General features: G+C 70.6%; 20 protein-coding genes and 1 riboswitch. Of the genes, 8 read left to right on the forward strand and 12 right to left on the reverse strand.

Annotation, left to right across the window (positions count from 1 at the left end; all coding sequences use genetic code 11):
- Positions 1–66: 66 nt before the first annotated feature.
- The 9 genes from CRP50_RS13460 to CRP50_RS13500 form a co-directional block, all read right to left on the reverse strand.
- The gene (locus tag CRP50_RS13460) at positions 67–2,064 is read right to left on the reverse strand and encodes an acetyl/propionyl/methylcrotonyl-CoA carboxylase subunit alpha (protein WP_097279686.1); all 1,998 of its coding nucleotides are present in this window, start codon (positions 2,062–2,064) and stop codon (positions 67–69) included.
- Positions 2,065–2,084: 20 nt separating this feature from the next.
- Positions 2,085–2,885, reverse strand: a complete 801-nt coding sequence (locus CRP50_RS13465) for an enoyl-CoA hydratase/isomerase family protein (protein ID WP_097279687.1) — start codon at positions 2,883–2,885, stop codon at positions 2,085–2,087.
- A 20-nt stretch (positions 2,886–2,905) separates the two neighbouring features.
- Complete coding sequence (locus CRP50_RS13470) at positions 2,906–4,516, reverse strand: carboxyl transferase domain-containing protein (protein ID WP_097279688.1); 1,611 nt, start codon at positions 4,514–4,516, stop codon at positions 2,906–2,908.
- Positions 4,517–4,528: 12 nt separating this feature from the next.
- Complete coding sequence (locus tag CRP50_RS13475; RefSeq protein WP_097279689.1) at positions 4,529–4,951, reverse strand: rhodanese-like domain-containing protein; 423 nt, start codon at positions 4,949–4,951, stop codon at positions 4,529–4,531.
- A 10-nt stretch (positions 4,952–4,961) separates the two neighbouring features.
- On the reverse strand, positions 4,962–5,570 hold the full coding sequence (locus CRP50_RS13480) for a 2-hydroxychromene-2-carboxylate isomerase (RefSeq protein ID WP_097279690.1): 609 nt from the start codon (positions 5,568–5,570) through the stop codon (positions 4,962–4,964).
- A gap of 166 nt (positions 5,571–5,736) precedes the next feature.
- Positions 5,737–6,354 carry a carbonic anhydrase gene (locus CRP50_RS13485; protein ID WP_097279691.1) on the reverse strand — a complete coding sequence of 206 codons (618 nt, stop codon included), beginning with the start codon at positions 6,352–6,354 and terminating at the stop codon, positions 5,737–5,739.
- Positions 6,351–7,034 (reverse strand): SDR family oxidoreductase, encoded by a 684-nt coding sequence (locus CRP50_RS13490; protein ID WP_097279692.1) that lies wholly within the window; start codon positions 7,032–7,034, stop codon positions 6,351–6,353. Before CRP50_RS13490 ends, CRP50_RS13485 begins: the two co-directional genes overlap by 4 nt.
- Before the next feature lie 128 nt (positions 7,035–7,162).
- On the reverse strand, positions 7,163–8,350 hold the full coding sequence (locus CRP50_RS13495; protein WP_097279693.1) for an acetyl-CoA C-acetyltransferase: 1,188 nt from the start codon (positions 8,348–8,350) through the stop codon (positions 7,163–7,165).
- A 246-nt stretch (positions 8,351–8,596) separates the two neighbouring features.
- Complete coding sequence (locus CRP50_RS13500; protein ID WP_097279694.1) at positions 8,597–9,769, reverse strand: isovaleryl-CoA dehydrogenase; 1,173 nt, start codon at positions 9,767–9,769, stop codon at positions 8,597–8,599.
- Between the two features lie 257 nt (positions 9,770–10,026).
- Here CRP50_RS13500 and CRP50_RS13505 point away from each other — a divergent pair, with 257 nt between their 5' ends.
- From CRP50_RS13505 to CRP50_RS13515, 3 genes are all read left to right on the forward strand, one after another.
- Complete coding sequence (locus tag CRP50_RS13505) at positions 10,027–11,445, forward strand: hypothetical protein (RefSeq protein ID WP_097279695.1); 1,419 nt, start codon at positions 10,027–10,029, stop codon at positions 11,443–11,445.
- Positions 11,446–11,669: 224 nt separating this feature from the next.
- Positions 11,670–12,362 carry an AAA family ATPase gene (locus tag CRP50_RS13510; RefSeq protein WP_097279696.1) on the forward strand — a complete coding sequence of 231 codons (693 nt, stop codon included), beginning with the start codon at positions 11,670–11,672 and terminating at the stop codon, positions 12,360–12,362.
- Between the two features lie 127 nt (positions 12,363–12,489).
- Positions 12,490–12,915 carry a MerR family transcriptional regulator gene (locus tag CRP50_RS13515; RefSeq protein ID WP_097279697.1) on the forward strand — a complete coding sequence of 142 codons (426 nt, stop codon included), beginning with the start codon at positions 12,490–12,492 and terminating at the stop codon, positions 12,913–12,915.
- Between the two features lie 46 nt (positions 12,916–12,961).
- Here the strand turns inward: CRP50_RS13515 and amt are convergent, their stop codons facing one another.
- Positions 12,962–14,851, reverse strand: a complete 1,890-nt coding sequence (amt, locus tag CRP50_RS13520) for an ammonium transporter (protein ID WP_097279698.1) — start codon at positions 14,849–14,851, stop codon at positions 12,962–12,964.
- Positions 14,852–15,090: 239 nt separating this feature from the next.
- On the opposite strand from amt, the gene CRP50_RS13525 reads away from it, so the two are divergent.
- Positions 15,091–15,345 carry a hypothetical protein gene (locus CRP50_RS13525; RefSeq protein ID WP_097279699.1) on the forward strand — a complete coding sequence of 85 codons (255 nt, stop codon included), beginning with the start codon at positions 15,091–15,093 and terminating at the stop codon, positions 15,343–15,345.
- A gap of 30 nt (positions 15,346–15,375) precedes the next feature.
- Here the strand turns inward: CRP50_RS13525 and CRP50_RS13530 are convergent, their stop codons facing one another.
- Positions 15,376–15,666: a hypothetical protein gene (locus CRP50_RS13530; RefSeq protein ID WP_097279700.1), complete on the reverse strand. Its 291-nt coding sequence runs from the start codon at positions 15,664–15,666 to the stop codon at positions 15,376–15,378.
- A gap of 112 nt (positions 15,667–15,778) precedes the next feature.
- Positions 15,779–16,000, forward strand: a riboswitch (cobalamin riboswitch).
- A 121-nt stretch (positions 16,001–16,121) separates the two neighbouring features.
- Here CRP50_RS13530 and CRP50_RS13535 point away from each other — a divergent pair.
- From CRP50_RS13535 to CRP50_RS13545, 3 genes are read left to right on the forward strand one after another with little or no spacing between them, the layout of a single operon-like run.
- Positions 16,122–16,898: a DUF4198 domain-containing protein gene (locus tag CRP50_RS13535; RefSeq protein ID WP_097279701.1), complete on the forward strand. Its 777-nt coding sequence runs from the start codon at positions 16,122–16,124 to the stop codon at positions 16,896–16,898.
- A gap of 14 nt (positions 16,899–16,912) precedes the next feature.
- A complete protein-coding gene (gene cbiM / locus CRP50_RS13540; protein WP_097279702.1) occupies positions 16,913–17,548 on the forward strand; it encodes a cobalt transporter CbiM in 636 nt (211 codons plus the stop codon).
- Complete coding sequence (locus CRP50_RS13545) at positions 17,545–18,129, forward strand: hypothetical protein (RefSeq protein ID WP_097279703.1); 585 nt, start codon at positions 17,545–17,547, stop codon at positions 18,127–18,129. The genes cbiM and CRP50_RS13545 overlap by 4 nt, the downstream gene beginning before the upstream one ends.
- Positions 18,130–18,408: 279 nt before the next feature.
- Here CRP50_RS13545 and CRP50_RS13550 read toward each other — a convergent pair whose 3' ends face one another.
- Positions 18,409–20,115, reverse strand: coding sequence for a methyl-accepting chemotaxis protein (locus CRP50_RS13550; protein WP_097279704.1), 1,707 nt, complete (start codon positions 20,113–20,115; stop codon positions 18,409–18,411).
- Positions 20,116–20,441: 326 nt separating this feature from the next.
- Here CRP50_RS13550 and CRP50_RS13555 point away from each other — a divergent pair, with 326 nt between their 5' ends.
- Entirely contained in the window at positions 20,442–20,876 is a 435-nt protein-coding gene (locus tag CRP50_RS13555; protein WP_097279705.1) for a hypothetical protein, read from the forward strand.
- Positions 20,877–20,967 lie beyond the last annotated feature (91 nt).

Genomic DNA, 20,967 nt, shown 5'->3' on the forward strand with positions numbered 1-20,967 from the left:
GGTTCTCTCCCCTCCTGAGACACTGTTTCGACGGAGAGAGAACCCGCACCCCACTGTGCCGCTTTCTCAGTCCGCCCGCTCGAACGACAGCAGTTCCGCGCCGTCCGCCACCTGATCGCCGGGACCGTAGTGGATGGCCGTCACCGTCCCGTCGGCGGGAGCCGTGATTGTATGCTCCATCTTCATGGCTTCAAGCACCACCAAAGGCGTACCCTTGGAAACTTTCTGGCCTTCGCTCACCGGCACCTGGATGACCTTGCCCGGCATGGGCGCGGTCAGCTTGCCGCCGGCGCCGTCCTGGTCGGCCGCGGCGGCGGCCGGGTCGAACAGGGTCAGGCGGTGCTGGCGGCCGCCGTGCATGATGACCAGCTCGTCGCCGAGCCGCACCACGGTCGCCCGCTGGCGCACGCCGTCGAGGTCGACCATGAGGTCGCCGTGGGCATCGCGCGCCACCCGCGCCGCCACCCGGCCGCCGGGCAGTTCCAGCTCGTAGCCGTCGCGGCGGTAGTGGACGACCACCCTATGCTCCGCCTCGCCGTCGAGGAAGCGCAGGTCGACGTGCCCCAGGTCGTTGAGGCGCCAGCCGTCGGTGTTGTGCCACGGCGAGTAGGGGTCGGCCCCGGCCAGCGCGAAGGCGCGGGCGTCGTGGTCGCGCTTCGACAGCACCTCCAGCGCCGCCAGCGCCAGGATGCGGTCGTCGGCGGGCGTCGCCTCGGGGATGAGGTCGGCCCGGTAGCGCTCGATGAAGCGGGTGTCCAGTTCCAGCGCCTCGAAGGCCGGGTGGCTCGCCACCGCCGTCAGGAAGGCGGTGTTGGTGGCGACGCCGACCACCTGGTAGCGCTCCAGCGCCTGCTTCAGCTTGCGCAGGGCCGCCGATCGGTCGTGGTCCCACACCACCAGCTTGGCGATCATGGGGTCGTAGTGGATGGAGACCGCATCGCCCTGGCGCACGCCGGTGTCGACGCGCACGCCGCCCTCCTCCGCCGGCGGGCGCAGGTGCGTGAGCGTGCCGGTGGCCGGCAGGAAGTCGCGCTGCGGGTCTTCCGCATAGAGCCGTGCCTCGAAGGCGTGGCCCTGGGTGCGGATGTCTTCCTGGCGCAGCGGCAGCGGCTCGCCCGAGGCGACACGCAGCTGCCATTCCACCAGATCGAGGCCGGTGACCATCTCCGTCACCGGATGCTCCACCTGCAGGCGGGTGTTCATCTCGATGAAGTAGAACTCGCCGTCCTGGTAGAGGAATTCCACCGTGCCGGCGCCGACGTAATCCACCGCCTTGGCCGCCGCCACCGCCGCCTCGTGCAGGCGGGCGCGGACGGCGTCGGGCAGGGCCGGGGCCGGGGCTTCCTCGATCACCTTCTGGTGGCGGCGCTGCAGGGAGCAGTCGCGCTCATAGAGGTGGACGACGTTGCCGTGGGTGTCGCCGAAGACCTGCATCTCCACATGGCGCGGACGGGACAGGTACTTTTCGATGAGCAAGGAGTCGTCGCCGAAGGCCGCCTTGGCCTCGCGGCGGGCACCGGCGACCGCGGCTTCGAACTGGTCGCCGCTCTCCACCACGCGCATGCCCTTGCCACCGCCGCCGGCCGAGGCCTTCACCAGCACCGGATAGCCGATGCGGTCGGCGTGGCCGCGCAAGACGGCGAGGTCCTGGTCCTCGCCGTGGTAGCCCGGCACCAGCGGCACGCCGGCCGCCTCCATGATGCGCTTGGACTCGGACTTGGAGCCCATGGCGACGATGGCCGGCACCGGCGGCCCGATGAACACCACGCCCTTGGCGGCGCAAGCCTCGGCGAAGGCGGAGTTCTCCGACAGGAAGCCGTAGCCGGGATGGACGGCTTCGGCCCCTGCGGCCTCGCAGACGGCGAGGATCTTCTCGCCGCGCAGGTAGCTGTCAGACGCCGCCGCCGGGCCGATGCAATAGGCCTCGTCGGCCATGTGGACATGCATGGCCTCGACGTCGGCTTCGGAGTAGACGGCGACCGTCTTTACGCCGAGCCGCTTGGCCGTCTTGATGACCCGGCAGGCGATCTCGCCTCGGTTGGCGATGAGGATCTTGCTGAACATTCCTGATGTCTCCCTTCGCCTCAACCCTGGCCCTGGACCCAGGCGGGCTTGCGCTTCTCGAGGAAGGCCGTCACGCCCTCGCGCCCTTCGGCGGAGGCGCGGGTGTCGGCGATGCGTTCGGCGGTGTCCTGGATGACGGGCGCGTCGATGGGCCGCTCCGCCACCGCGTCCACCAGCGCCTTGGCGGCGGCGATGGCGGCCGGGCCGTTGGCGAGCAGCGTCGCCACCATGCGGTCGCCGGCGCTCGCAAGGTCTTCCTCGTCCTCCACCACCTCGTGCAGCAGGCCCAGGCGCTGGGCGTCGGCCGCTTCGATGCGCTCGGCGGTGAGGAAGTAGCGGCGGGCGGCGCGGGCGCCCATGGCGCGGACCACGTAAGGGCTGATCACCGCCGGGATGAGGCCGAGCTTCACCTCACTCAGCATGAACTTGGCGTGGGTCGTGCCGATGGCGATGTCGCAGCAGGCCACCAGCCCGACGCCGCCGCCGAAGGCAGCACCCTGCACCAGCGCGATGGTCGGCTTCGGGCATGTGTCGATGGCGCGGCACATGGCGGCGAGGCCCAGCGCGTCCTCGACGTTCTGGTCGCGGGTGTAGCCCGCCATGCGCTTCATCCAGTTGAGGTCGGCGCCGGCCGAGAAGCTCGGCCCCTTGGACGCCAGCACCACCACGCGCACGCTGTCGTCGGCGCCCAGGTCCTCGAACGCCTTGGTGATGCGGCCGATGAGCACGTCGTCGAAGGCGTTGTGCACCTCCGGCCGGTTCATGGTGACGGTGGCGACGCCGCGCTCGTCGCGGCTCACCAGGAGAATATCGTCGGACATCGTCTTGCTCTCCTGGCGGGTTACATCCGGAACACGCCGAAGCGCGTCTGCGGGATCGGGGCGTTGAGCGAGGCCGAGATGCCGAGCGCCAGCGTCATGCGGGTTTCCGCCGGGTCGACCACGCCGTCGTCCCACAGGCGGGCGCTGGCGTAGAACGGGTGGCCCTGGTGCTCGTACTGCTCGCGGATGGGGGCCTTGAAGGCTTCCTCCTCCGCCGCCGGCCACTGGCCGCCGCGCCCCTCGATGCCGTCGCGGCGAACGGTCGCCAGCACGCCGGCCGCCTGATCGCCGCCCATGACGGAGATGCGCGAGTTCGGCCACATCCACAGGAAGCGCGGGCTGTAGGCGCGGCCGCACATGCCGTAGTTGCCGGCGCCGAAGCTGCCGCCGATGAGCACGGTGAACTTGGGCACCTGGGCGCAGGACACCGCCGTCACCATCTTGGCGCCGTCCTTGGCGATGCCGCCGTTCTCGTACTTGCGCCCGACCATGAAGCCGGTGATGTTCTGCAGGAACACCAGCGGAATGCCGCGCTGGCTGCACAGCTCCACGAAATGCGCCCCCTTCAGCGCGCTTTCCGAGAACAGGATGCCGTTGTTGGCCACGATGCCGACGGGGTAGCCCATGATGCGGGCGAAGCCGGTGACCAGCGTGGTGCCGTAGTTGGCCTTGAACTCGTCGAACCGCGAGCCGTCCACCAGCCGCGCGATCACCTCGTGCACGTCGTAGGGCTTGCGGGTGTCCTTGGGGATGACGCCGTAGATCTCGCGCGGGTCATACAGCGGGTCTTCCGGCGCGACGATGTCGAGCGGCACCTGCTTGCGGTGGTTGAGGTTCGCCACCACCCGGCGGGCCAGGTGCAGGGCGTGGGTGTCGTCCATGGCGTAGTGGTCGGTGACGCCGCTGATCTTGCAGTGGACGTCGGCGCCGCCCAGGTCCTCGGCCGAGACTTCCTCGCCGGTCGCCGCCTTCACCAGCGGCGGGCCGCCGAGGAAGATGGTGCCCTGGTTGCGCACGATGATGCTCTCGTCCGACATGGCGGGCACATAGGCGCCGCCGGCGGTGCAGGAGCCCATGACCACGGCGATCTGCGGGATCCCCATGGCCGACATGGTGGCCTGGTTGTAGAAGATGCGGCCGAAGTGCTCCTTGTCGGGGAACACCTCGTCCTGGCGCGGCAGGAAGGCGCCGCCCGAGTCCACCAGATAGATGCACGGCAGGCGGTTTTCCTTGGCGATCTCCTGCGCGCGCAGGTGCTTCTTGACCGTCATGGGGTAGTAGGTGCCGCCCTTCACCGTCGCATCGTTGGCGACGATGACGCATTCCACGCCCGACACCCGGCCGATGCCGGTGATGACGCCGGCCGCCGGAACGTCGTCCTCGCCGTACATCTGGAAGGCGGCGAGCTGGCTGAACTCCAGGAACGGCGAGCCGACGTCCAGCAGGGTGCGGACGCGGTCGCGCGGCAGCAGCTTGCCGCGCGCCAGGTGCTTCTCGCGCGCCTTCTCGCCGCCGCCCTGCTTGATGCGGGCGACGACGTCGCGCAGGGCGGAGACCTGCGACTCCATGTGGGCGGCGTTGGCGCGGAATTCCTCGGACCGAGGGTTGAGGGCGCTCTTCAGGACGGTCATAGGGTCAGGACCTCAGCCGATCTTCTTGGAGGGAGTGGAGTGGGCGGGGCGCGGGACGGTGGGCAGGCCGGCCTTGTTCCAGGCCTCGAAGCCGCCGTCGACGTGCGCGACCGGGGCAAGCCCCATGTCCTGCACGGTCTTGGTGGCGAGCGCCGAGCGCCAGCCCGCGGCGCAATAGAACACGAAGGTCTTCGCCTCGGCGAAGACGGGCTTGTGATAGGGGCTGTCGGGGTCGACCCAGAACTCCAGCATGCCGCGCGGCGCGTGGAAGGCGCCGGGGATCATGCCGGCGCGCTCCAGCTCGCGGACGTCGCGGATGTCGACGAACTGAACCGACGGATCGTCGAGCAGGGCGTGGGCCTCGGCCGGCGACAGGGTCTTGACCTGCGCCATGGCCTCGTCGATCAGCGCCTTGTATCCTTTGGTGATCGCCATGAGCCCGCCCTCACCAGCCGCCGCGTTCGAGCCAGGCGCTCAGCATGGGCAGGCGGTCGGAGCCCCAGAACGGCTCGCCGTCGACGATCATGAAGGGGCTACCGAAGACGCCCTTGGCGAGCGCCGCCTCGGTCTCGGCCTTCAGGCGCTCCTTGTTCTCGGGGGCGGCGATGGCGGCCAGGAAGGCGTCGCGGTCGACACCCTGCTCGGCCGCCACGTCGGCGGCGATCTCGGGGGCTGAGACGTCGCGGCCGTCGACGAAATAGGCGGTGAAGGCGGCCAGGCTGAAGCGCTTGGCCAGCGCCGGGTCCTGCTCCCACAGCCAGTAGTGGCCGCGCGCCGGGGCCTGGCTCGCGATGGGGAACTTGGCGGGGAACTTGAAGGGGACGTTGTAGTAGCGGCAGGTGCGGGCGAAGTCGTGCTTGCTGTAATCGCCCTTCAGGGGCACCTCGGTCAGCGGTGCGCTCTGGGTGGCGCGGAAGACGACGCCGAGCAGGATGGGCTTCCACACCACCTCGCGGCCGTGGGCGGCACCGATGTCCTCGATGCGGGTCGCGGCGACGTAGCCGTAGGGCGAGGAGTAATCGAAGTAGAACTCGATCGGACCCTTGGTGGTCATGGTGCTCACAGCCTCCTTGGACGCGCGCGATGGGCCGCCGCCGTCCCCGGGGGACGGCCCTCGACACGCCTGGTTCTTCCTCCCCGGACCGGGCCGCGTTCGGCATCGTCCGGACGTTTCTTCGTCTTCGTTCGTCTTCACCCGTCGCCGGATGCGCGTTTCTTGCTCAGACGCGCTTGTCGTAGGCGCCGGTTTCCCGGTTCAGTTCCCACAGGTTGCCGGTCTCGATCTGGAACCACCAGCCGTGCAGGTCGAGTGCGCCGGAGCTGACGCGCTCGGCGACCCAGGGGAAGGTCAGCAGGTTTTCCAGCGACACCTTGATGGCGGCCTTCTCGGCGTCGTCGGAATGGTCGTGGTTGCCGGCGTGGCCGCAGATGGACACCCACTGGCCGACGAAATCGCGGCCGGAGAGTGCCGTCTCGTCCTGCGCCGAAGCCATCAGCGCGCGGATGCCGCCGCAGCGCGAATGGCCGAGGATGACGATGTGCTCGACGCCCAGGTCGCGCACCGCGTATTCGATGGCGGCCGAGGTGCCGTGGTAGGCGCCGTCGGGGGCATAGGGCGGCACCATGTTGGCGACGTTGCGGACGATGAAGATCTCGCCCGGCTCCGAGTTGGTGATGATGGCCGGGTCGACGCGGCTGTCGGAGCACGCGATCATCAGCACCTTCGGCTTCTGCCCGACGTCGACCAGATCGCGGATGCGCTCCGGCCGCTGTTCGTAATAGAGGGCATGGAAGCCACGGAAGCCGGCGATCAACCGGTCCACGGGGTTGTGCGTCACCAGGGAATCTCCTTGCCGCTGTAATCGTAGAATCGGCCGGAAGTGTGCACCGAAACGCCGTCGATGACACGCCGCATTCCCGAGACGCTGTCCTCCGTGGTGATGAGCGCGTTGGGTCCGCCCATATCGGTCTTCACCCAGCCCGGATGCAGCAGCACCACGGCGATGCCGCGGGGCGCCAGCTCGATGGCCAGGTTCTTGCCCACCATGTTCACCGCCGCCTTGGACGTGCGGTAGAGGGTCGCGCCGCCCGACGTGTTGTCGGCGACGGAGCCCACCTTGCTGGTGAGGATGGCGATCTTGCCCTTCGCCTTTTCCAGGCCGCCGGCCAGGGCCTCGGCCAGCTTCATGGGGGCGATGGTGTTGATCCGGAAGGTGTCGAGCCAGGCGCCCGCATCGGTCGAGCCGAAGGCCTGCGCCGCCCGGTCGCCGCCGTAGGTGCCGGCATTGTTGACGAAGAGGTCGATGGCCTCGGCGCCATAGCGGGCCCCGAAGGCCGCCACGGCATCCAGGTCGCCGACGTCGAGCGCCGCGACCTCCACCCCGTCGATGCCGGTCAGGGCGCCGGCACCGGCCGGGTCACGGCAGGTGGCGATGACCCGCCAGCCGGCGGCGGCGTACTGCTTGGCGAATTCGAGCCCGAGGCCCCGGTTGGCGCCGGTGACGATCACGGTCGGCATGGGAGCGTCCTCCTTCTCGCGTCAGGGGTTCGGGTCCGAGGATGGGGGACCGGCCGGCGCAGGGCAAGCCGGTCCCCCGGGTCAGGCGACCGCCACAGGGAGTGTGGGCGGGAAGCGAGCGCGGCCTGTCAGTGGACCTCGATCGCCATGGCGGTCGCCTCGCCACCGCCGATGCACAGGCTGGCGACGCCGCGCTTCAGGCCGTTCTTCTTCAGCGCGTGCATGAGGGTGACCAGGATGCGGGCCCCCGACGCGCCGATGGGGTGACCGAGGGCGCAGGCGCCGCCGTGGACGTTCACCGCATCGTGCGGCAGGTCGAGGTCGCGCATGGCCGCCATGGTGACGACGGCGAAGGCCTCGTTGATCTCCCACAAGTCGACGTCCTTGGTGGTCCAGCCCACCTTGCCCAGCACCTTCTCGATGGAGCCGATGGGGGCGGTGGTGAACCAGCGCGGCTCGCGGGCGTCCGTCGCGTGGCCGACGATGGTGGCGAGCGGCGTCAGGCCGCGCTTCTCCGCCTCGGAGCGCCGCATCATCACCAGTGCCGCGGCGCCGTCGGAGATGGACGAGCTGTTGGCGGCGGTGACCGTGCCGTCCTTGCGGAAGGCGGGCTTCAGGGACGGGATCTTCTCGATGTTGGCCTTGAACGGCTGCTCGTCGCCGTCGACCACGGTGTCACCCTTGCGGCCCTTGACGGTGACGGGGACGATCTCGGCCTTGAAGGAGCCGTCCTCGTTGGCGGTCTTGGCGCGCTTCAGCGAGGCGATGGCGAAGTCGTCCATGCTCTCGCGGGTGAACTGGTAGTGCTGCGCGGTGTCCTCGGCGAAGGTGCCCATGAGGCGGCCCTTGTCGTAGGCGTCTTCGAGGCCGTCGAGGAACATGTGGTCCTTGACCTCGGCATGGCCCATGCGCAGGCCGGCGCGGGCCTTGGGCAGGATGTAGGGGGCGTTGGTCATGCTCTCCATGCCGCCGGCGATCATGACGTCGTTGGTGCCGGCGAGCAGCATGTCGTTGGCGAACATGGCGGCGCGCATGCCCGAGCCGCACATCTTGTTGATGGTGGTGCAGCCGGCGGCGTCCGGCAGCCCGGCGCCGCGCGACGCCTGACGCGCCGGCGCCTGGCCGAGGCCGGCGGGCAGCACGAGGCCCATGATGACCTCCTGCACGTCTTCCTTCGCCACGCCCGCGCGCTCCAGCGCCGCGGTGATGGCGGCGGCGCCCAGCTCGGGCGCGCTCAGGTCCTGCAGGGACCCCTGGAAGCCGCCCATGGGCGTACGGGCGGCACCGACGATGACGACGGGATCGGAAGCGGTCATGTGTCTGTCTCTCCCATTGGACTGAAGCGGCCGGGGCTCTAAGGGGTGAACCACCAAGACACCAAGACACCAAGAGGCTGCGGCAGGTCGGCTGGCGTTGCGGCCTCGGGTCAGGCGGGGTTTTCCTGCGGCCTGCGGCCGCTGAAACCTTCCGTCCCTTCCGCCGCTACACCGTCGAGCCGGCCTCCGGCCCGACGGCTTGCACGGCACCTTGGTGTCTTTGTGCCTTGGTGGTTCAAAACCCCGTCACGCGGTTTCGTTGAACAGCTCGCGGCCGATGAGCATGCGGCGGATCTCGCTGGTGCCGGCGCCGATTTCGTAGAGCTTGGCGTCGCGCAGCAGGCGGCCCGTCGGGTAGTCGTTGATGTAGCCGTTGCCGCCCAGGGTCTGGATCGCCTCCAGCGCCATCCAGGTGGCCTTTTCGGCGGTGTAGAGGATGGCGCCGGCGCAGTCCTTGCGGCTGGTCTCGCCGCGGTCGCAGGCCTGGCCGACGGCGTAGGCGTAAGCCTTGGCGGTGTTCATGGCGACGTACATGTCGGCCACCTTGCCCTGCATCAGCTGGAACTCGCCGATGGCGGTGCCGAACTGCTTGCGCTCGTGGATATAGGGCACCACCACGTCCATGCACGCGACCATGATGCCGAGCGGACCGCCGGCGAGCACGGCGCGCTCGTAGTCGAGGCCGCTCATCAGCACGCGGACGCCCTTGCCCACCTCGCCCAGCACGTTCTCTTCCGGCACTTCGCAGTCCTCGAACACCAGTTCGCAGGTGTTGGAGCCGCGCATGCCCAGCTTGTCGAGCTTCTGGGCGGTGGAGAAGCCCTTCATGCCCTTCTCGATGAGGAAGGCGGTGATGCCCTTGGGGCCGGCGTTGATGTCGGTCTTGGCGTAGACCACCAGGGTGTCGGCGTCGGGGCCGTTGGTGATCCACATCTTGTTGCCGTTGAGGACGTAGCGGTCGCCCTTCTTGTCGGCGCGGGTGCGCATGCCGACCACGTCCGAGCCGGCGCCCGGCTCCGACATGGCGAGGGCACCGACGTGCTCGCCGGAAATGAGCTTCGGCAGGTACTTTTCCTTCTGCGCCTTGGTGCCGTTGCGGCGGATCTGGTTGACGCAGAGGTTGGAGTGGGCGCCGTAGGACAGGCCGACCGAGGCCGAAGCGCGGGAAATTTCCTCCATCGCCACGATGTGCTCGATGTAGCCCATGCCGGCGCCGCCGTCTTCCTCGCCGACCGTCAGGCCGAGCAGGCCCATGTCGCCGAACTTGCGCCACAGGTCCATGGGGAATTCGTTCTTCTGGTCGATCTCGGCGGCGCGGGGCGCGATCTCCGCCTGGGCGAAGTTGCGCACGCTGTCGCGCAGCATCTCGACCTGCTCACCCAGATCGAACTTCAGGCTGGGGAAGTTGATGGCGTTCATGGAAACCGTGTCCTCTCGTCGAAGCCTGTCCTGGCGCTCCCCGGCGGTTCGGCCTCTGGCGGGCCCGTCGTCCGGCTGTGGGATGGGAGCCTACTTTACGTTAACGTAAACGTCAACACCGGGAATCGTACCGCAATGCAGCGAGAACGGCTTGACTCGCCGGTTAACTATCGGTTGATTTCGGGTGCCGAGTCGGCCACTCTGCGAAAGGCTTACTCCTCCAGGAGGTAAAGCACAGTACGCCCGCCAGGAGCGCCATGTCCGACCGCACCTCCGACCATGCCGCCCGGGCTCGCAAAGCCCGCTTCACGGTCGACGCCGCCATGGGCGACGGCCGGGCGCTGGCGCCGGTGCCGTCGCCGCTGCGCCCGCCGCTGCGCAGCATCGGCACGTCGCTGGCGCGCGGCCGCAAGGCGCGGCTGATGCACACGGCGGCGCGGCTCTACCCCATCCTGCGCCGCATCGAGGAAAAGCTCTACCCGGCCGACAAGCGCCTGCTGCTGCCCGCCGACATGGCGAGCGCGCTGGCCCATCCCGACGTGGTGGAGCGCGCCTTGCGCCTGTTCGACGGCGCCTGGCAGGCCCGCCTCATCGCCGTGCGCGGCCTCGACGGCAAGCCGCTGGCGCCCGGCGACCGCAAGCGCGCGGCGGCGGCCTGCGGCATGACCGTGGCGGCGGCCGAGCAGGTCTTCCTCGACCGCGCCGTCGTCGCCGTGTTCAGCGAGAACCCGGTGATGGGCGAAAAGCTGCAGGGCGCGGTCGCCGACGTCGAGGGCCTCGCCAAGGTGCGCATGCTCGCGGAACTGGACGCCCTGACCGTCGAGGAATTCACCAAGGGCCTCGGCACCAACTTCCTGCAGATGCTGGCCCGCTTGCCGCTCGACCAGCTGCAGGCGGCGGTGAAGCTGAAGCCCTATCACATCCGCCCCTTGCGCCAGATTCTCAAGAACGACTTCCGCAAGGTGCTGGGATGGTCGCCGGAGGTGCTGACCGCCATCGCCGAGAGCTTCCACTGCGTCGAGCAGATCCGCGACCTGGACGAAGACATCGACTTCATCGAGGACCCCGAGAGCATCCGCGTGCTGGGCGCCTGGAGCACCTACGACATCACCGAGAAGGTCAACGAGGAACGCCGCTCCCGCGGCCAGCCGCGCCTGAAGGGCCGCCGCTTCGAGACCGACATCGGCGGCCTGCGCCGCATCCTCGGCGGCACCTTCGCCGACCTGGTGCGCCGTCCGCCGGCGCTCCTCGCCGCCTTCGGCCAGATCATGCACGACCTGCGCGCCCTGCCCGGCCCGCAGCGTTCCGACCGCATCGACCAGCTGCGCACCTTCGCCGAGCGCTACGTCGAGTACATGACGCCGCAGCTGCTGGTGGCGCTGAAGATCATCGGCCCCAACAACAGCCGCATCGCCGAGCGCGACAAGAACGACCCGACCTTCGGCGAGGCCATCAACATGCTGGAAGGCCTGTGGATGAAGGACCGCCTGGGCCGCAAGTTCTTCGAGGGCCAGTTGCAGGAGCCGCAGGGCGCCTCCGCCGTCGCGCTGCTGGTCCGGCAGTTCTCCGAGATGAAGGCCCGCGGCTCCATCAAGGGCGAGGCCGAGATCGTGCAGATCGTCGCCCAGAGCGACCTGCTCGACGGCCCCCTGCGCCCCTTCATGAAGCTGAAGTAGGGGCGGCCCGCGACCTCGAGAGCGCGCGTCCCGCAAAACCAGAACCGCGCGTCCCGCGACCTCAAGAGCGCGCGTCCCGCGCCGGGCGCATGGCGGCAATCCTCCACCTCACGTCCGGATCCGCTTCGGCGAAGGCGTTGTTTCTGTTACAATAGACGCCAGGAAACACCCCCTGCCGCCACTCCCCGCAAGGCGAGCGCGCGGGGCGCAACGGAGGCGATCCAATGCCCGACGTCCAAGCCATCATCCAGGCCATGCTGGCTGCCGCCAGTGCCCCCGAAACCGGCGAAAAGCCGCGCGAGAAGATGCCCGCCATCGCCATTTCGCGCGACTACGGCTCGGGCGGCGACGAGATCGCCCGCCTGCTCGCCGACCGGCTCCACCTCAAGCTCTACGACGCCGAGATGATCGAGCGCGTCGCCACCCGCATCGGCACCGACCCGCAGACCGTCCGCCAGCTGGACGAAGGCATCGGCCGCGTGCGCGAAATGTGGCTGACCCGCCTGTTCAGCGGCCAGGACCTGTCGCCCGACACCTACAAGCGGCATCTGGTCGACGTCATCCTCAGCCTCGGCCGCGCCGGCGGCGTGCTGCTCGGACGCGGCTCGCACGTGGTGCTGTCGACCTCGACGGCGTTGCGCGTGCGCATCACCGGCTCGCCGGAAGTCTGCGCCAAGCGAGTCGCGGCGACCGAGAGCCTCACCTACGACGAGGCGCTGGAGAAGATCCGCGAGGTCAACCACAACCGCGGCAAGTTCGTGTGGGAGCTGTTCGGCGTGCGCACCTCGGACGCCACCAACTTCGACATCGTGGTCAACACCGACCGCCTGATCGACTTCAACCAGGCCGCCGTCATGCTGGAACACGCCTACCACGCCATCGGCGGGTTGAACGAAAAGGCCGACGTGTCGGCCTGACGCCGCCGCGGGAGCCGGACCGCGCTCCCGCCCCGACGTTCGTCGTCCCCGTTGCGCGCCCTGGCGCGGCGGCGCCTCCCCCGTGGAGGCCGTCGCCGCGGCCCGGAGCCTTTCCGGAGGGCCGATCATGTCGGACCCGTCCCCCACCGCCGTTCCGGGCGACCCTGCGCCGCCGCCCGCCCGCATGCGCATCGGCGAACTGGCGCGCCGCGCCGCCGTCACCGTCCGCACCATTCACCACTACGAGCGCCAGGGCCTGCTCGGCGACGGCGACCGCTCCGTCGGCGGCCACCGCTACTACGGCCCCGACACCCTGGTGCGGCTGGAAAAGATCCGCCAGCTCAAGGAAATGGGTCTGACGCTGGAGGACATCGGCGGCATCCTCGACCTGTTGTGCGGCGACCCGCGCACCCTGGACGGCCGCCGCCGCGTGCTCGATGTCCTGCGTCGGCACCTGGCCGAGGCCGACGTCCGCATCGCCCACCTGCGCCGCTTCCGCGCCGACGTGGCGCAGCGCATCGACATGCTGGAGCACCTGCTGCAGGACGCCTGACCGCCGCCCCTGCCCCTCAGGCGGCCACGAGTCTCCACGGCCGCCCTCACGCGGCCACGAGTCTCCACGTGTTCTTGCCCGCCAGCTTGGCGTCGTACATGGCGGCGTCGGCGCGTTTCAGAACGGCCTCCGCCGTTTCCGCCTCCATCGCGCCGAAGCGGGCGATGCCGATGGAGACGCCCACCCGCGCCGACCCGGCGCGCAGCAAGAAGGGCTCCTCCAGGGCGTCGAGCACCTTCTCGGCCACCGTCACCGGCGCCTCGTCGTCGTCGGCGTTCTCGATGACGAGGGCGAACTCGTCGCCGCCGAGGCGTGCCAGCAGGTCGCCCTCGCGCAGTACCGCCCGCATGCGCGCCGCCACCTGCAGCAGCAGTTCGTCGCCCGCCTCGTGCCCGAGCGTGTCGTTGACCGCCTTGAAACCGTCGAGGTCGAAATACAGGACGGCGCCGCCGTGGGCCGAGCGGCGGGCGCGGGCGACGGCGCGGATCAGCGATTCGAAAAACATGCGGCGGTTGGGCAGGCCGGTCAGGGCGTCGCTGTGGGCCAGTTCGTGCAGCCGCGCCAGCGCCTGATGGCGGCGGTCACTCTCGGCCGTCACCTTCTCCAGCACGGCGTTGTAGAAGGTGGCGATGTGGTGCGCCTCGGTCTCCGGCTCGACCACCACGGGGCGCGAGAAGTCGCCCATGCGGGTGTGCTGGTCCATCTGGGTGACGAGGTCGAGCAGCGCCGTGCCGGCGCCGTGCTCGGCGATGTTGAGGCCGATGCGCTCGTCGTCGGCGCTCACCCGCAGGGGCATCACGCGGTCGAGCAGGCGCAGCAGCACGTAGGGCACACCGAAGGAGAAGAGCCCCACCGCCGCCACGCCCGTCGCCTGGATGACGAGCTGGTGCAGGCGACTGTCGGCCGTCGGGAAGACGTCGGGCCGCGCCAGCAGGGCGACTGCCAGCGTGCCCCAGGCGCCGGCCACCAGATGCGACGGCACGGCGCCGATGACGTCGTCGATCTCCAGGCGCTCCAGCAGCCGCATGGAGGCCACCACCAGCAGGCCGGCGACGAGGCCGACCACCATAGCCGCTTCCGCCCCCATGACGTTGCAGCCGGCGCAGGAGGCGACGAGGCCCGCCAGCACGCCGTTGATGATGCGGTCGACGCGCGGCATGCCCTGGGTCAGCCAGCTCGCCGCCAGCGCCGCGAGGCCGCCGCAGGCGCCGGCCAGGGCCGTATTGGCGATGATGATGGGCACCGAGGCGTTGAGCGCCAGCGTGCTGCCGCCGTTGAAGCCGAAGAACCCGAACCACAGCAGGAAGACGCCGAGCGTCGCCATGGGCAGGTTGTGGCCGTCGATGGGCCGCCCGGCCTGCCCGAATCGTCCGATGCGCGGGCCGATGACCAGGATCGCGGCGAGGCTCACCCAGCCGCCGACCGAATGCACCACCGTCGAGCCGGCGAAGTCGATGAAGCCCATCTGCGCCAGCCAGCCGCCGGCGACTCCGTGCGCGGCGCCGTTCCACACCCAGTGGCCGGCCACCGGATAGATCACCGCCGCCGTCAGCACGGTGACCAGGATGTAGCCGAAGAAGCGCATGCGCTCCGACACCGCGCCCGAAATGATGGTCGCCGCCGTGCCGCAGAACATGGCCTGGAAGATGAAGAAGGTGACGTCGGCCGGCGGGCTGTCGGGGTCGAGCGGGAAGTCCGGCAGGCCGATCCAGCCGCCGATGCTCGGCCCGTACATGAGGCCGTAGCCGATCAGCGTGAACAGGGCGCAGCTGATGCAGAAGTCGACCAGGTTCTTGATGGCGACGTTGATGCTGTTCTTCGCCCGCACCATGCCGCTTTCCAGGCAGGCGAAGCCCGCCTGCATGAGCGCGACCAGAAAGCTGGACAACAGTACCCAGGTGACGTGCGGGTCGAGCCCGGTCGACGTCGGCGCCACGGCAGTCCCCCTCGATCCCCCTCCCGGAAGTGCCCGATCTTTCGCCAGGCGCCCTCGACGCCTAAAGCTTAGGCATATTCGCGGCGGGAGTCACCTTCTTTAGCAGCGACCACACGCGCCACGGGAAAGACTAAGGTCGTATACTTTTTCACCGGGAGCGTAGCCCTCGGCACCCCCCTCCCGAGTCCATCTCCGCGTATTGTTTAAAAAAATATTATAAACACAGCGCGAGGACACCGATGACCGCCACCAGCCGCGACACCCAGTTCCCCTCCCCCGCCCAGGGTCAGGCCGAACTGCTCGACGCCGCCCGCCGTACGCGGCGCAGCGCCACCGCCTTCGCCGCCATCGTCGCGCGCTTCGGGCGCGAGATGCCGCAGCACCTGGCGGGCTTCCACGACATCATGCGCGACGTGCGCGCCACCGCCCACCGCCTGGAGACGGGCGAGCAGCCCGCCAGCCTGCGCCGGCCGGTGCTGATGGCCGCGGAATAAGAAGAAGAAAAAGACGAGGACGACGGCCGCTCAGCCGCCGAGCAGCTGCCCGCAGGTCGGGCAGGTGGCCGTCGCCATGACGCGGCGGCGGTCTTCCGGCGTCAGCGACCCGCCGGCCAGCTCCGCCTGCAGCACGGCCAGCATCTGGTCGTGGCTGGATAACGCCCGGCAGCGCGCCTGCGCGTCGCGCACCGCCCACACGTCCTGCACTGTCGCCTCCTCCTCGCGGAAGGCGAGCGCCGGCTGCGCGGCCGATCCCACGCCCAGCAGGGCGGCGGCGCTCAGGCCGGAGGTGGCGAGCAGGCGGCGGCGGCTGATCATGGCGAATCCTCGCGACGGACGGCGGTGCACTGGCCTCTACAGGTAGCGCCGCCGTCGCGTCGACGCAATATCCTCCCGTCGCGCTGCGTTGCAACCGACGCACGACCTCTGCTACGGTCCTCGCGGTACCGGTTCCCCCACGGGATTGAAAGGGAACACGGAACGACGGCGCCGTCCTTCCCCGGGCGGCCTGTCCGAGCCGTGGCTGCCCCCGCAACTGTGACCGGCGAGTCTTCGCCCCTTCGAAACCATGGCCACTGGCACAGCCGGGAAGGCCGCGGCGGAAGACGACGACCCGGAAGCCAGGAGACCTGCCGGTGCAAGCGTCGCCTATCCGACGGACGGGGGTCCTTCGTCGGTCCGGGTTCTACCGCAGCGGTGACGCGCTTCGTCGAACCGTCACCGCACGGCCGCCCCCAGCGGCCGCGCCGGCAGAACCGTGGAAGGACCACACCATGCGCGCAGGCGCGCTTTCCGTCACCGCCGCCACCCTCGCCCTCGCCGCCGCTTCCGGGCCGGCCGCGGCGCATTTCCAGGAACTCATCCCGTCGACCGACATCGTCACGCCGGACACCGGCGCGACGGTCGACCTCGCCATCCGCTTCACCCACCCCATGAGCGGCGGACCGCTCATGGACATGGGCACGCCGGCGCGCATCGGCGTGCTGGCCGGCGGCACGGTCACCGACCTGACCGCCCAGGCCAAGCCCGTCACCGTCGACGGCAAGGCCGCCTACGGGCTGTCGCACGTCCTCACGGCGCCCGCCGACTACGTCTACTTCATCGAGCCGGCGCCGTATTGGGAGCCGGCCGAAGGCAAGATGATCGTCCACTACACCAAGGTGGTGGTCGACGCCTTCGACGCCCAGGAAGGCTGGGACGCCCTGGTCGGCCTGCCGGTGGAGATCGAGCCGCTGGTGCGCCCCTACGGCCTGTGGACGGGCAACGTCTTCCGCGGCATCGTGCGCAAGAACGGCGAGCCCGTACCCTTCGCCGAGGTCGAGGTGGAATGGCGCAACGACGGCAGCGTCACGCCGCCAGCCGACGCCTTCGTCACCCAGGTCGTCAAGGCCGGGCCGGACGGCGTGTTCTCCTACGCCATGCCGCGCGCCGGCTGGTGGGGCTTCGCCGCCCTGCTGGAGGCCGATGCGCCCATGAAGAACCCGGCGGGCGAGGACGTGCCGGTCGAGCAGGGCGCCCTCATGTGGGTGCGTACCGTCGACATGAAGTGAGGGGAGACACCGCCATGGTCCATATGGTGGAAGGCATCGCGAGCCTGCCCGTGGTGGCCGGCTGCACCGTCCTCGCCGCGGCGGGCGTCGGCTACGGCCTGACGCGCCTCGCGCCCGAGGACATGCCGAGGACGGCGGTGGTGGGGGCGGCGTTCTTCGTCGCCTCCCTCCTGCACGTCCCCATCGGGCCGTCGAGCGCCCACCTGCTCGCCAACGGGCTGATGGGGCTGCTGCTCGGCTGGGCCTGCCTGCCCGCCATGGCGGTGGCCCTGCTGCTGCAGGCGGTGTTCTTCGGGTTCGGCGGCGTCACGACGCTCGGCCTCAACCTGGTGATGATCGGCGCACCGGCCGTGATCGCCTACTACCTGTTCCGCGGCGCCGCGCGGCGCGGCACCGGCGCCTGGGCCGCCGGGCTCGGCGCCGGGGCGCTCGGCGTCGGCCTGGCGGCGACGCTGGCCGCCTGCGTGCTGGCCCTGTCGGGCGAGGCCTTCCTGCCGGCGGCGAAGCTGGTGCTGGCCGCCCACCTGCCGGTGATCGTGGCGGAAGCCCTGGTGACCGCCGCCGCCATCGGCCTGCTGGCGCGGGTCAAGCCCGACGCCCTGGGGCGCGCCCCCGCCCCGGCCGCCACGCCGGCGGAGGGTGCGGCATGATCCGGCCCCTCCTGCTCGCCCTGGCGCTGGTCGTGGCCGTCAGCGCCCCGGCCCTCGCCCACAAGATCAAGGTCTTCGCCACCGCCGAAGGCGCCGTGGTGAGCGGCCTCGTCTACTTCCCCGGCGGCGGCAAGGCCGTCGGCGCCCCCGTGCAGGTGCTCGGCCCCGACGGCGTCGAAATCGGCCGCGTGACCACCGACGACGCCGGCGCGTTCACCTTCGAGGCCACCCGCCGCATCGACCACACCTTCGTCGCCGACACCGGCGACGGCCATCGCGGCACCTTCGTGGTGAAGGCGGACCAGCTGCCGGTCTCCCTGCCCGGCGGCGAGGACGCGGCCGGGGCCCCTTCGACGGCGGCCCCCGCGGCGGCGCCTGCCGCTGCCGCTCCGGTGCTGGACCCGGCCGCCCTGGAGGATGCCGTCGCCCGCGCCGTGGCGCGCGAGGTCAACCCGCTCCGCCTGCAGATCGAGGCCTACGAGGAGCGCATCCGTCTGCACGACATCCTCGGCGGCCTCGGCTGGATCGCCGGCATCACCGGCCTCGCCTTCTGGCTGCTGGGGCGGAAGAAGCAGGGCTGAGCGGCGGGCGGCACGGGCGCCCCCGGTGGCGACCGTGGCGACGTCCTTCACGGCAGACGCCGTGCACTCCGTGGATGCCCGGCATGACAAGCTCTTGAGAAATCTACAGAAATTGTCATGGCCGGGCTTGACCCGGCCATCCACGGCGTCACCGGCGGGCGGCACGGCCTCCGTCCCCGCCCCCTGCCGGTCGGAAGGGGGCGGGGACGGCCCGGCGCGGCGACGGCCTTGACGCAAGGGCGTTTAGCTGTTCGCCGTCGGCCGCCCCGCCCCAGCCACTCACGCCGCCCGGATGTGGGCCACCGTCTGAGCGACGCGGGTGTGCAGCAGGTCGGCCTGTTCGGTCAGGCTGCCCGAACTGAGCAGCACCTGCCGCGCCGCCTGCCCCGTTTCCTGCGCCGCCGAGGTCACCGCGCCGATGGTGCTGGTGACCTGCTGGGTGCCCGAAGAAACCTCGGCGACGTTGCGGGCGATTTCCTGCGTCGCGGCGTCCTGCTGGTCCATGGCCGTCGCCACCGCCTCGGTGATGGTGCTGATGCGGTCGATGGTCGCGGTGATGCCGGCAATGGCGGCGACGGCGCCGTGGGTGGCGCGCTGCATCTCGCCGATCTGGCCGGCGATCTCGTCCGTCGCCCGGGCCGTCTGCGTGGCGAGGTTCTTCACCTCGTTGGCGACGACGGCGAAGCCCTTGCCGGCCTCGCCCGCCCGCGCCGCCTCGATGGTGGCGTTCAGGGCCAGCAGGTTGGTCTGCTCGGCGATGTCGGTGATGAGCCGTACCACCTCGCCGATGCGCTCGGCGGCGCTTTCCAGGCCGCGCATGATGTCGCCCGCCTCGGCCGCCTTGCCGACGGCGTCGCGGCTGATGGCGCTGCTTTCCTCCACCTGCCGGCTGATCTCGGCGATGGACGCCGAGAGTTCCTCGGCCGCCGCAGCCACCGTGTGGACGTTGGCGGCGGCCTGTTCGGCGGCGGCGCTCACCACCGTCGCCTGATCGCTGGTCTCGTTGGCGGTGTCGGCCATGGCCTCGGCGGTGGCGTGCATTTCCTCGGCCGCCGCGGTGATGCCGTCGACCACCGCCTGCACCCCCTGCTGCAACTCGTCGGCGAGCCGTTCGAGCAGGGCGCGGCGCTCCCGCTCGGCGTCGGCGGAGCGGTCGGCCTGGCTGCGCTCCACCTCTGCGGCGTGGCGCAATTCCGCCCGGAACGCCGCCAGCGACTCGCCGATGCGGCCGAACTCGTCGCTGCGGCCCGTCAAGCGCAGCCCCTCGTCGGTCCCGCCGGAGACCACCGCCACGTCGTGCTCGAGGGTCCCGACGACGCCGCCCACCAGACGCGCCACCGCCACCACGCCCGCCGCCGCGGCGACGGCGCCGGCGCCGGCCAGCACCAGCACGATGGTCATGACACGGGACGCGGCGGCCTCGGCTTCCGCCGCGCCGGAGGTCACCTTCGCCAACGCCGTCTGCTCCGCCGCATGGGTGCGGGCGGCGGCCCGGTCGAGGGCGGCGCCCAGGGCGTCGGCCTGGGTGTCGAAGGCGGCCATCAGCGGCTTGCCCGCCGTGCGGTCGCCGGCGGCATAGACCGCCGCCATGTCGCGGCCGGCGGCGTACCAGCCGGGGAAGGCCGCGGCGACCTCGTCCACCGCCTGCGCCACCTCGGTCAGGCCGCCGGTGCGGGCGAGCCCGCGCGCGGTTTCGAGACCGGCCTGGGCGGCGCGGGCATGGCTTTCGGCCTCGGCGTAGCCACCATCCTCGCCGGTGGCGGCGACGTCCTGCAACCACTGCTGCACCTGCACCACGTCCACCAGCACGCGGTCGACCGCCCCCACCAGCGGGACCACCACCTGCGACAGGCGCTCCGTCTCCTGGTCGAGGGTGCGCAGCGCCGGCCGCTGGCCGTCCACCGTCACCACCACCGCCACGCCGGCCAGTCCGGCCAGCCCGAGAACGCCGGCGAGGACCGCCAGCACCTTGCCCTTGAAGCTCATGCCCGAATGCTCCCTCCTCCGCACGGCCCCGCCGCTCTCCCCGGCCGGGCCGTTCCCCGGCGACTATACCTGTCGGTGTGGTGGGGCCATACCTGGACGGATGTCCGTATGGCGCTTGGCGGGCGCGTCGCGCACCGGGCGGCGGGACACCCGGGAGCCCGAGTCGCGGCGTGCGATACCCTGCCCGATGGGCAGGTCCTGACCGAAGGTCCTATGTCCCTATGACCACAGGCGCATTACGTCCATCCGGATTGCCGCCGGGCGCCTGCGCCCCATAATGGTCGACAGCGATACCGGATCATCGTGAACGGCGGAGGCCGCGGCGGATGTCGAGCCTGTCCTTCCTGAACTACGTCCTGAGTGGCGACCGGCCGGCCAACGTCCCCTTCGTGTGGCGGCGGTCGCGCAGCGATTTCTCATGGCCGACGCTCGGCGCCATCGACCCGGTGCGCGAGGGGTTGAAGGGCGTGCCGGGTGTGGTGGTGGTGTGGAGCCAGGCGCGCCACGGCCGCTACATCTACGTCGGGCAGAGCCGCGACCTGGCGGCGGCGGTGACCATGCTGCGCAGCGACCCGGCGGTGGACGCCTACGGCGCGCGCCAGTTGAACGTCACCTGGGCGCCCATCGGCGTGGCCCACCGGCCGGGCGTGGTGGCCTACCTGCGGCGGGTGCTCGACCCGGCGGTCGACCGCTGCTCGCTGGACGATCGCTGGCCGGTGGGGTCGGCGGTACGGCCGCTGAGCGTGCCGCTGCCGGCCTGAGCCACGGCGGCGGTGACGGCGGCGGCAACCGGCCGGACCCGCATGTAGCGGCCCGGCATCATGTCGATCTCGGCCGCGCAGCCGAGGCAGT

This window comes from Caenispirillum bisanense (assembly GCF_900230255.1).
GTDB lineage: Bacteria > Pseudomonadota > Alphaproteobacteria > Rhodospirillales > Rhodospirillaceae > Caenispirillum > Caenispirillum bisanense_A.

Coding starts and splice junctions, on each gene's coding strand:
- CRP50_RS13460 (WP_097279686.1), bottom strand. CDS start 2,064: ATGTTCAGCAAGATCCTCATCGCCAACCGAGGCGAGATCGCCTGCCGG.
- CRP50_RS13495 (WP_097279693.1), bottom strand. CDS start 8,350: ATGACCGCTTCCGATCCCGTCGTCATCGTCGGTGCCGCCCGTACGCCC.
- CRP50_RS13535 (WP_097279701.1), top strand. CDS start 16,122: ATGCGCGCAGGCGCGCTTTCCGTCACCGCCGCCACCCTCGCCCTCGCC.
- CRP50_RS13550 (WP_097279704.1), bottom strand. CDS start 20,115: ATGAGCTTCAAGGGCAAGGTGCTGGCGGTCCTCGCCGGCGTTCTCGGG.
- CRP50_RS13475 (WP_097279689.1), bottom strand. CDS start 4,951: ATGGCGATCACCAAAGGATACAAGGCGCTGATCGACGAGGCCATGGCG.
- CRP50_RS13510 (WP_097279696.1), top strand. CDS start 11,670: ATGCCCGACGTCCAAGCCATCATCCAGGCCATGCTGGCTGCCGCCAGT.
- CRP50_RS13530 (WP_097279700.1), bottom strand. CDS start 15,666: ATGATCAGCCGCCGCCGCCTGCTCGCCACCTCCGGCCTGAGCGCCGCC.
- CRP50_RS13490 (WP_097279692.1), bottom strand. CDS start 7,034: ATGCCGACCGTGATCGTCACCGGCGCCAACCGGGGCCTCGGGCTCGAA.
- CRP50_RS13505 (WP_097279695.1), top strand. CDS start 10,027: ATGTCCGACCGCACCTCCGACCATGCCGCCCGGGCTCGCAAAGCCCGC.
- cbiM (WP_097279702.1), top strand. CDS start 16,913: ATGGTCCATATGGTGGAAGGCATCGCGAGCCTGCCCGTGGTGGCCGGC.
- CRP50_RS13465 (WP_097279687.1), bottom strand. CDS start 2,885: ATGTCCGACGATATTCTCCTGGTGAGCCGCGACGAGCGCGGCGTCGCC.
- CRP50_RS13545 (WP_097279703.1), top strand. CDS start 17,545: ATGATCCGGCCCCTCCTGCTCGCCCTGGCGCTGGTCGTGGCCGTCAGC.
- CRP50_RS13525 (WP_097279699.1), top strand. CDS start 15,091: ATGACCGCCACCAGCCGCGACACCCAGTTCCCCTCCCCCGCCCAGGGT.
- CRP50_RS13470 (WP_097279688.1), bottom strand. CDS start 4,516: ATGACCGTCCTGAAGAGCGCCCTCAACCCTCGGTCCGAGGAATTCCGC.
- CRP50_RS13515 (WP_097279697.1), top strand. CDS start 12,490: ATGTCGGACCCGTCCCCCACCGCCGTTCCGGGCGACCCTGCGCCGCCG.
- CRP50_RS13480 (WP_097279690.1), bottom strand. CDS start 5,570: ATGACCACCAAGGGTCCGATCGAGTTCTACTTCGATTACTCCTCGCCC.
- CRP50_RS13555 (WP_097279705.1), top strand. CDS start 20,442: ATGTCGAGCCTGTCCTTCCTGAACTACGTCCTGAGTGGCGACCGGCCG.
- CRP50_RS13500 (WP_097279694.1), bottom strand. CDS start 9,769: ATGAACGCCATCAACTTCCCCAGCCTGAAGTTCGATCTGGGTGAGCAG.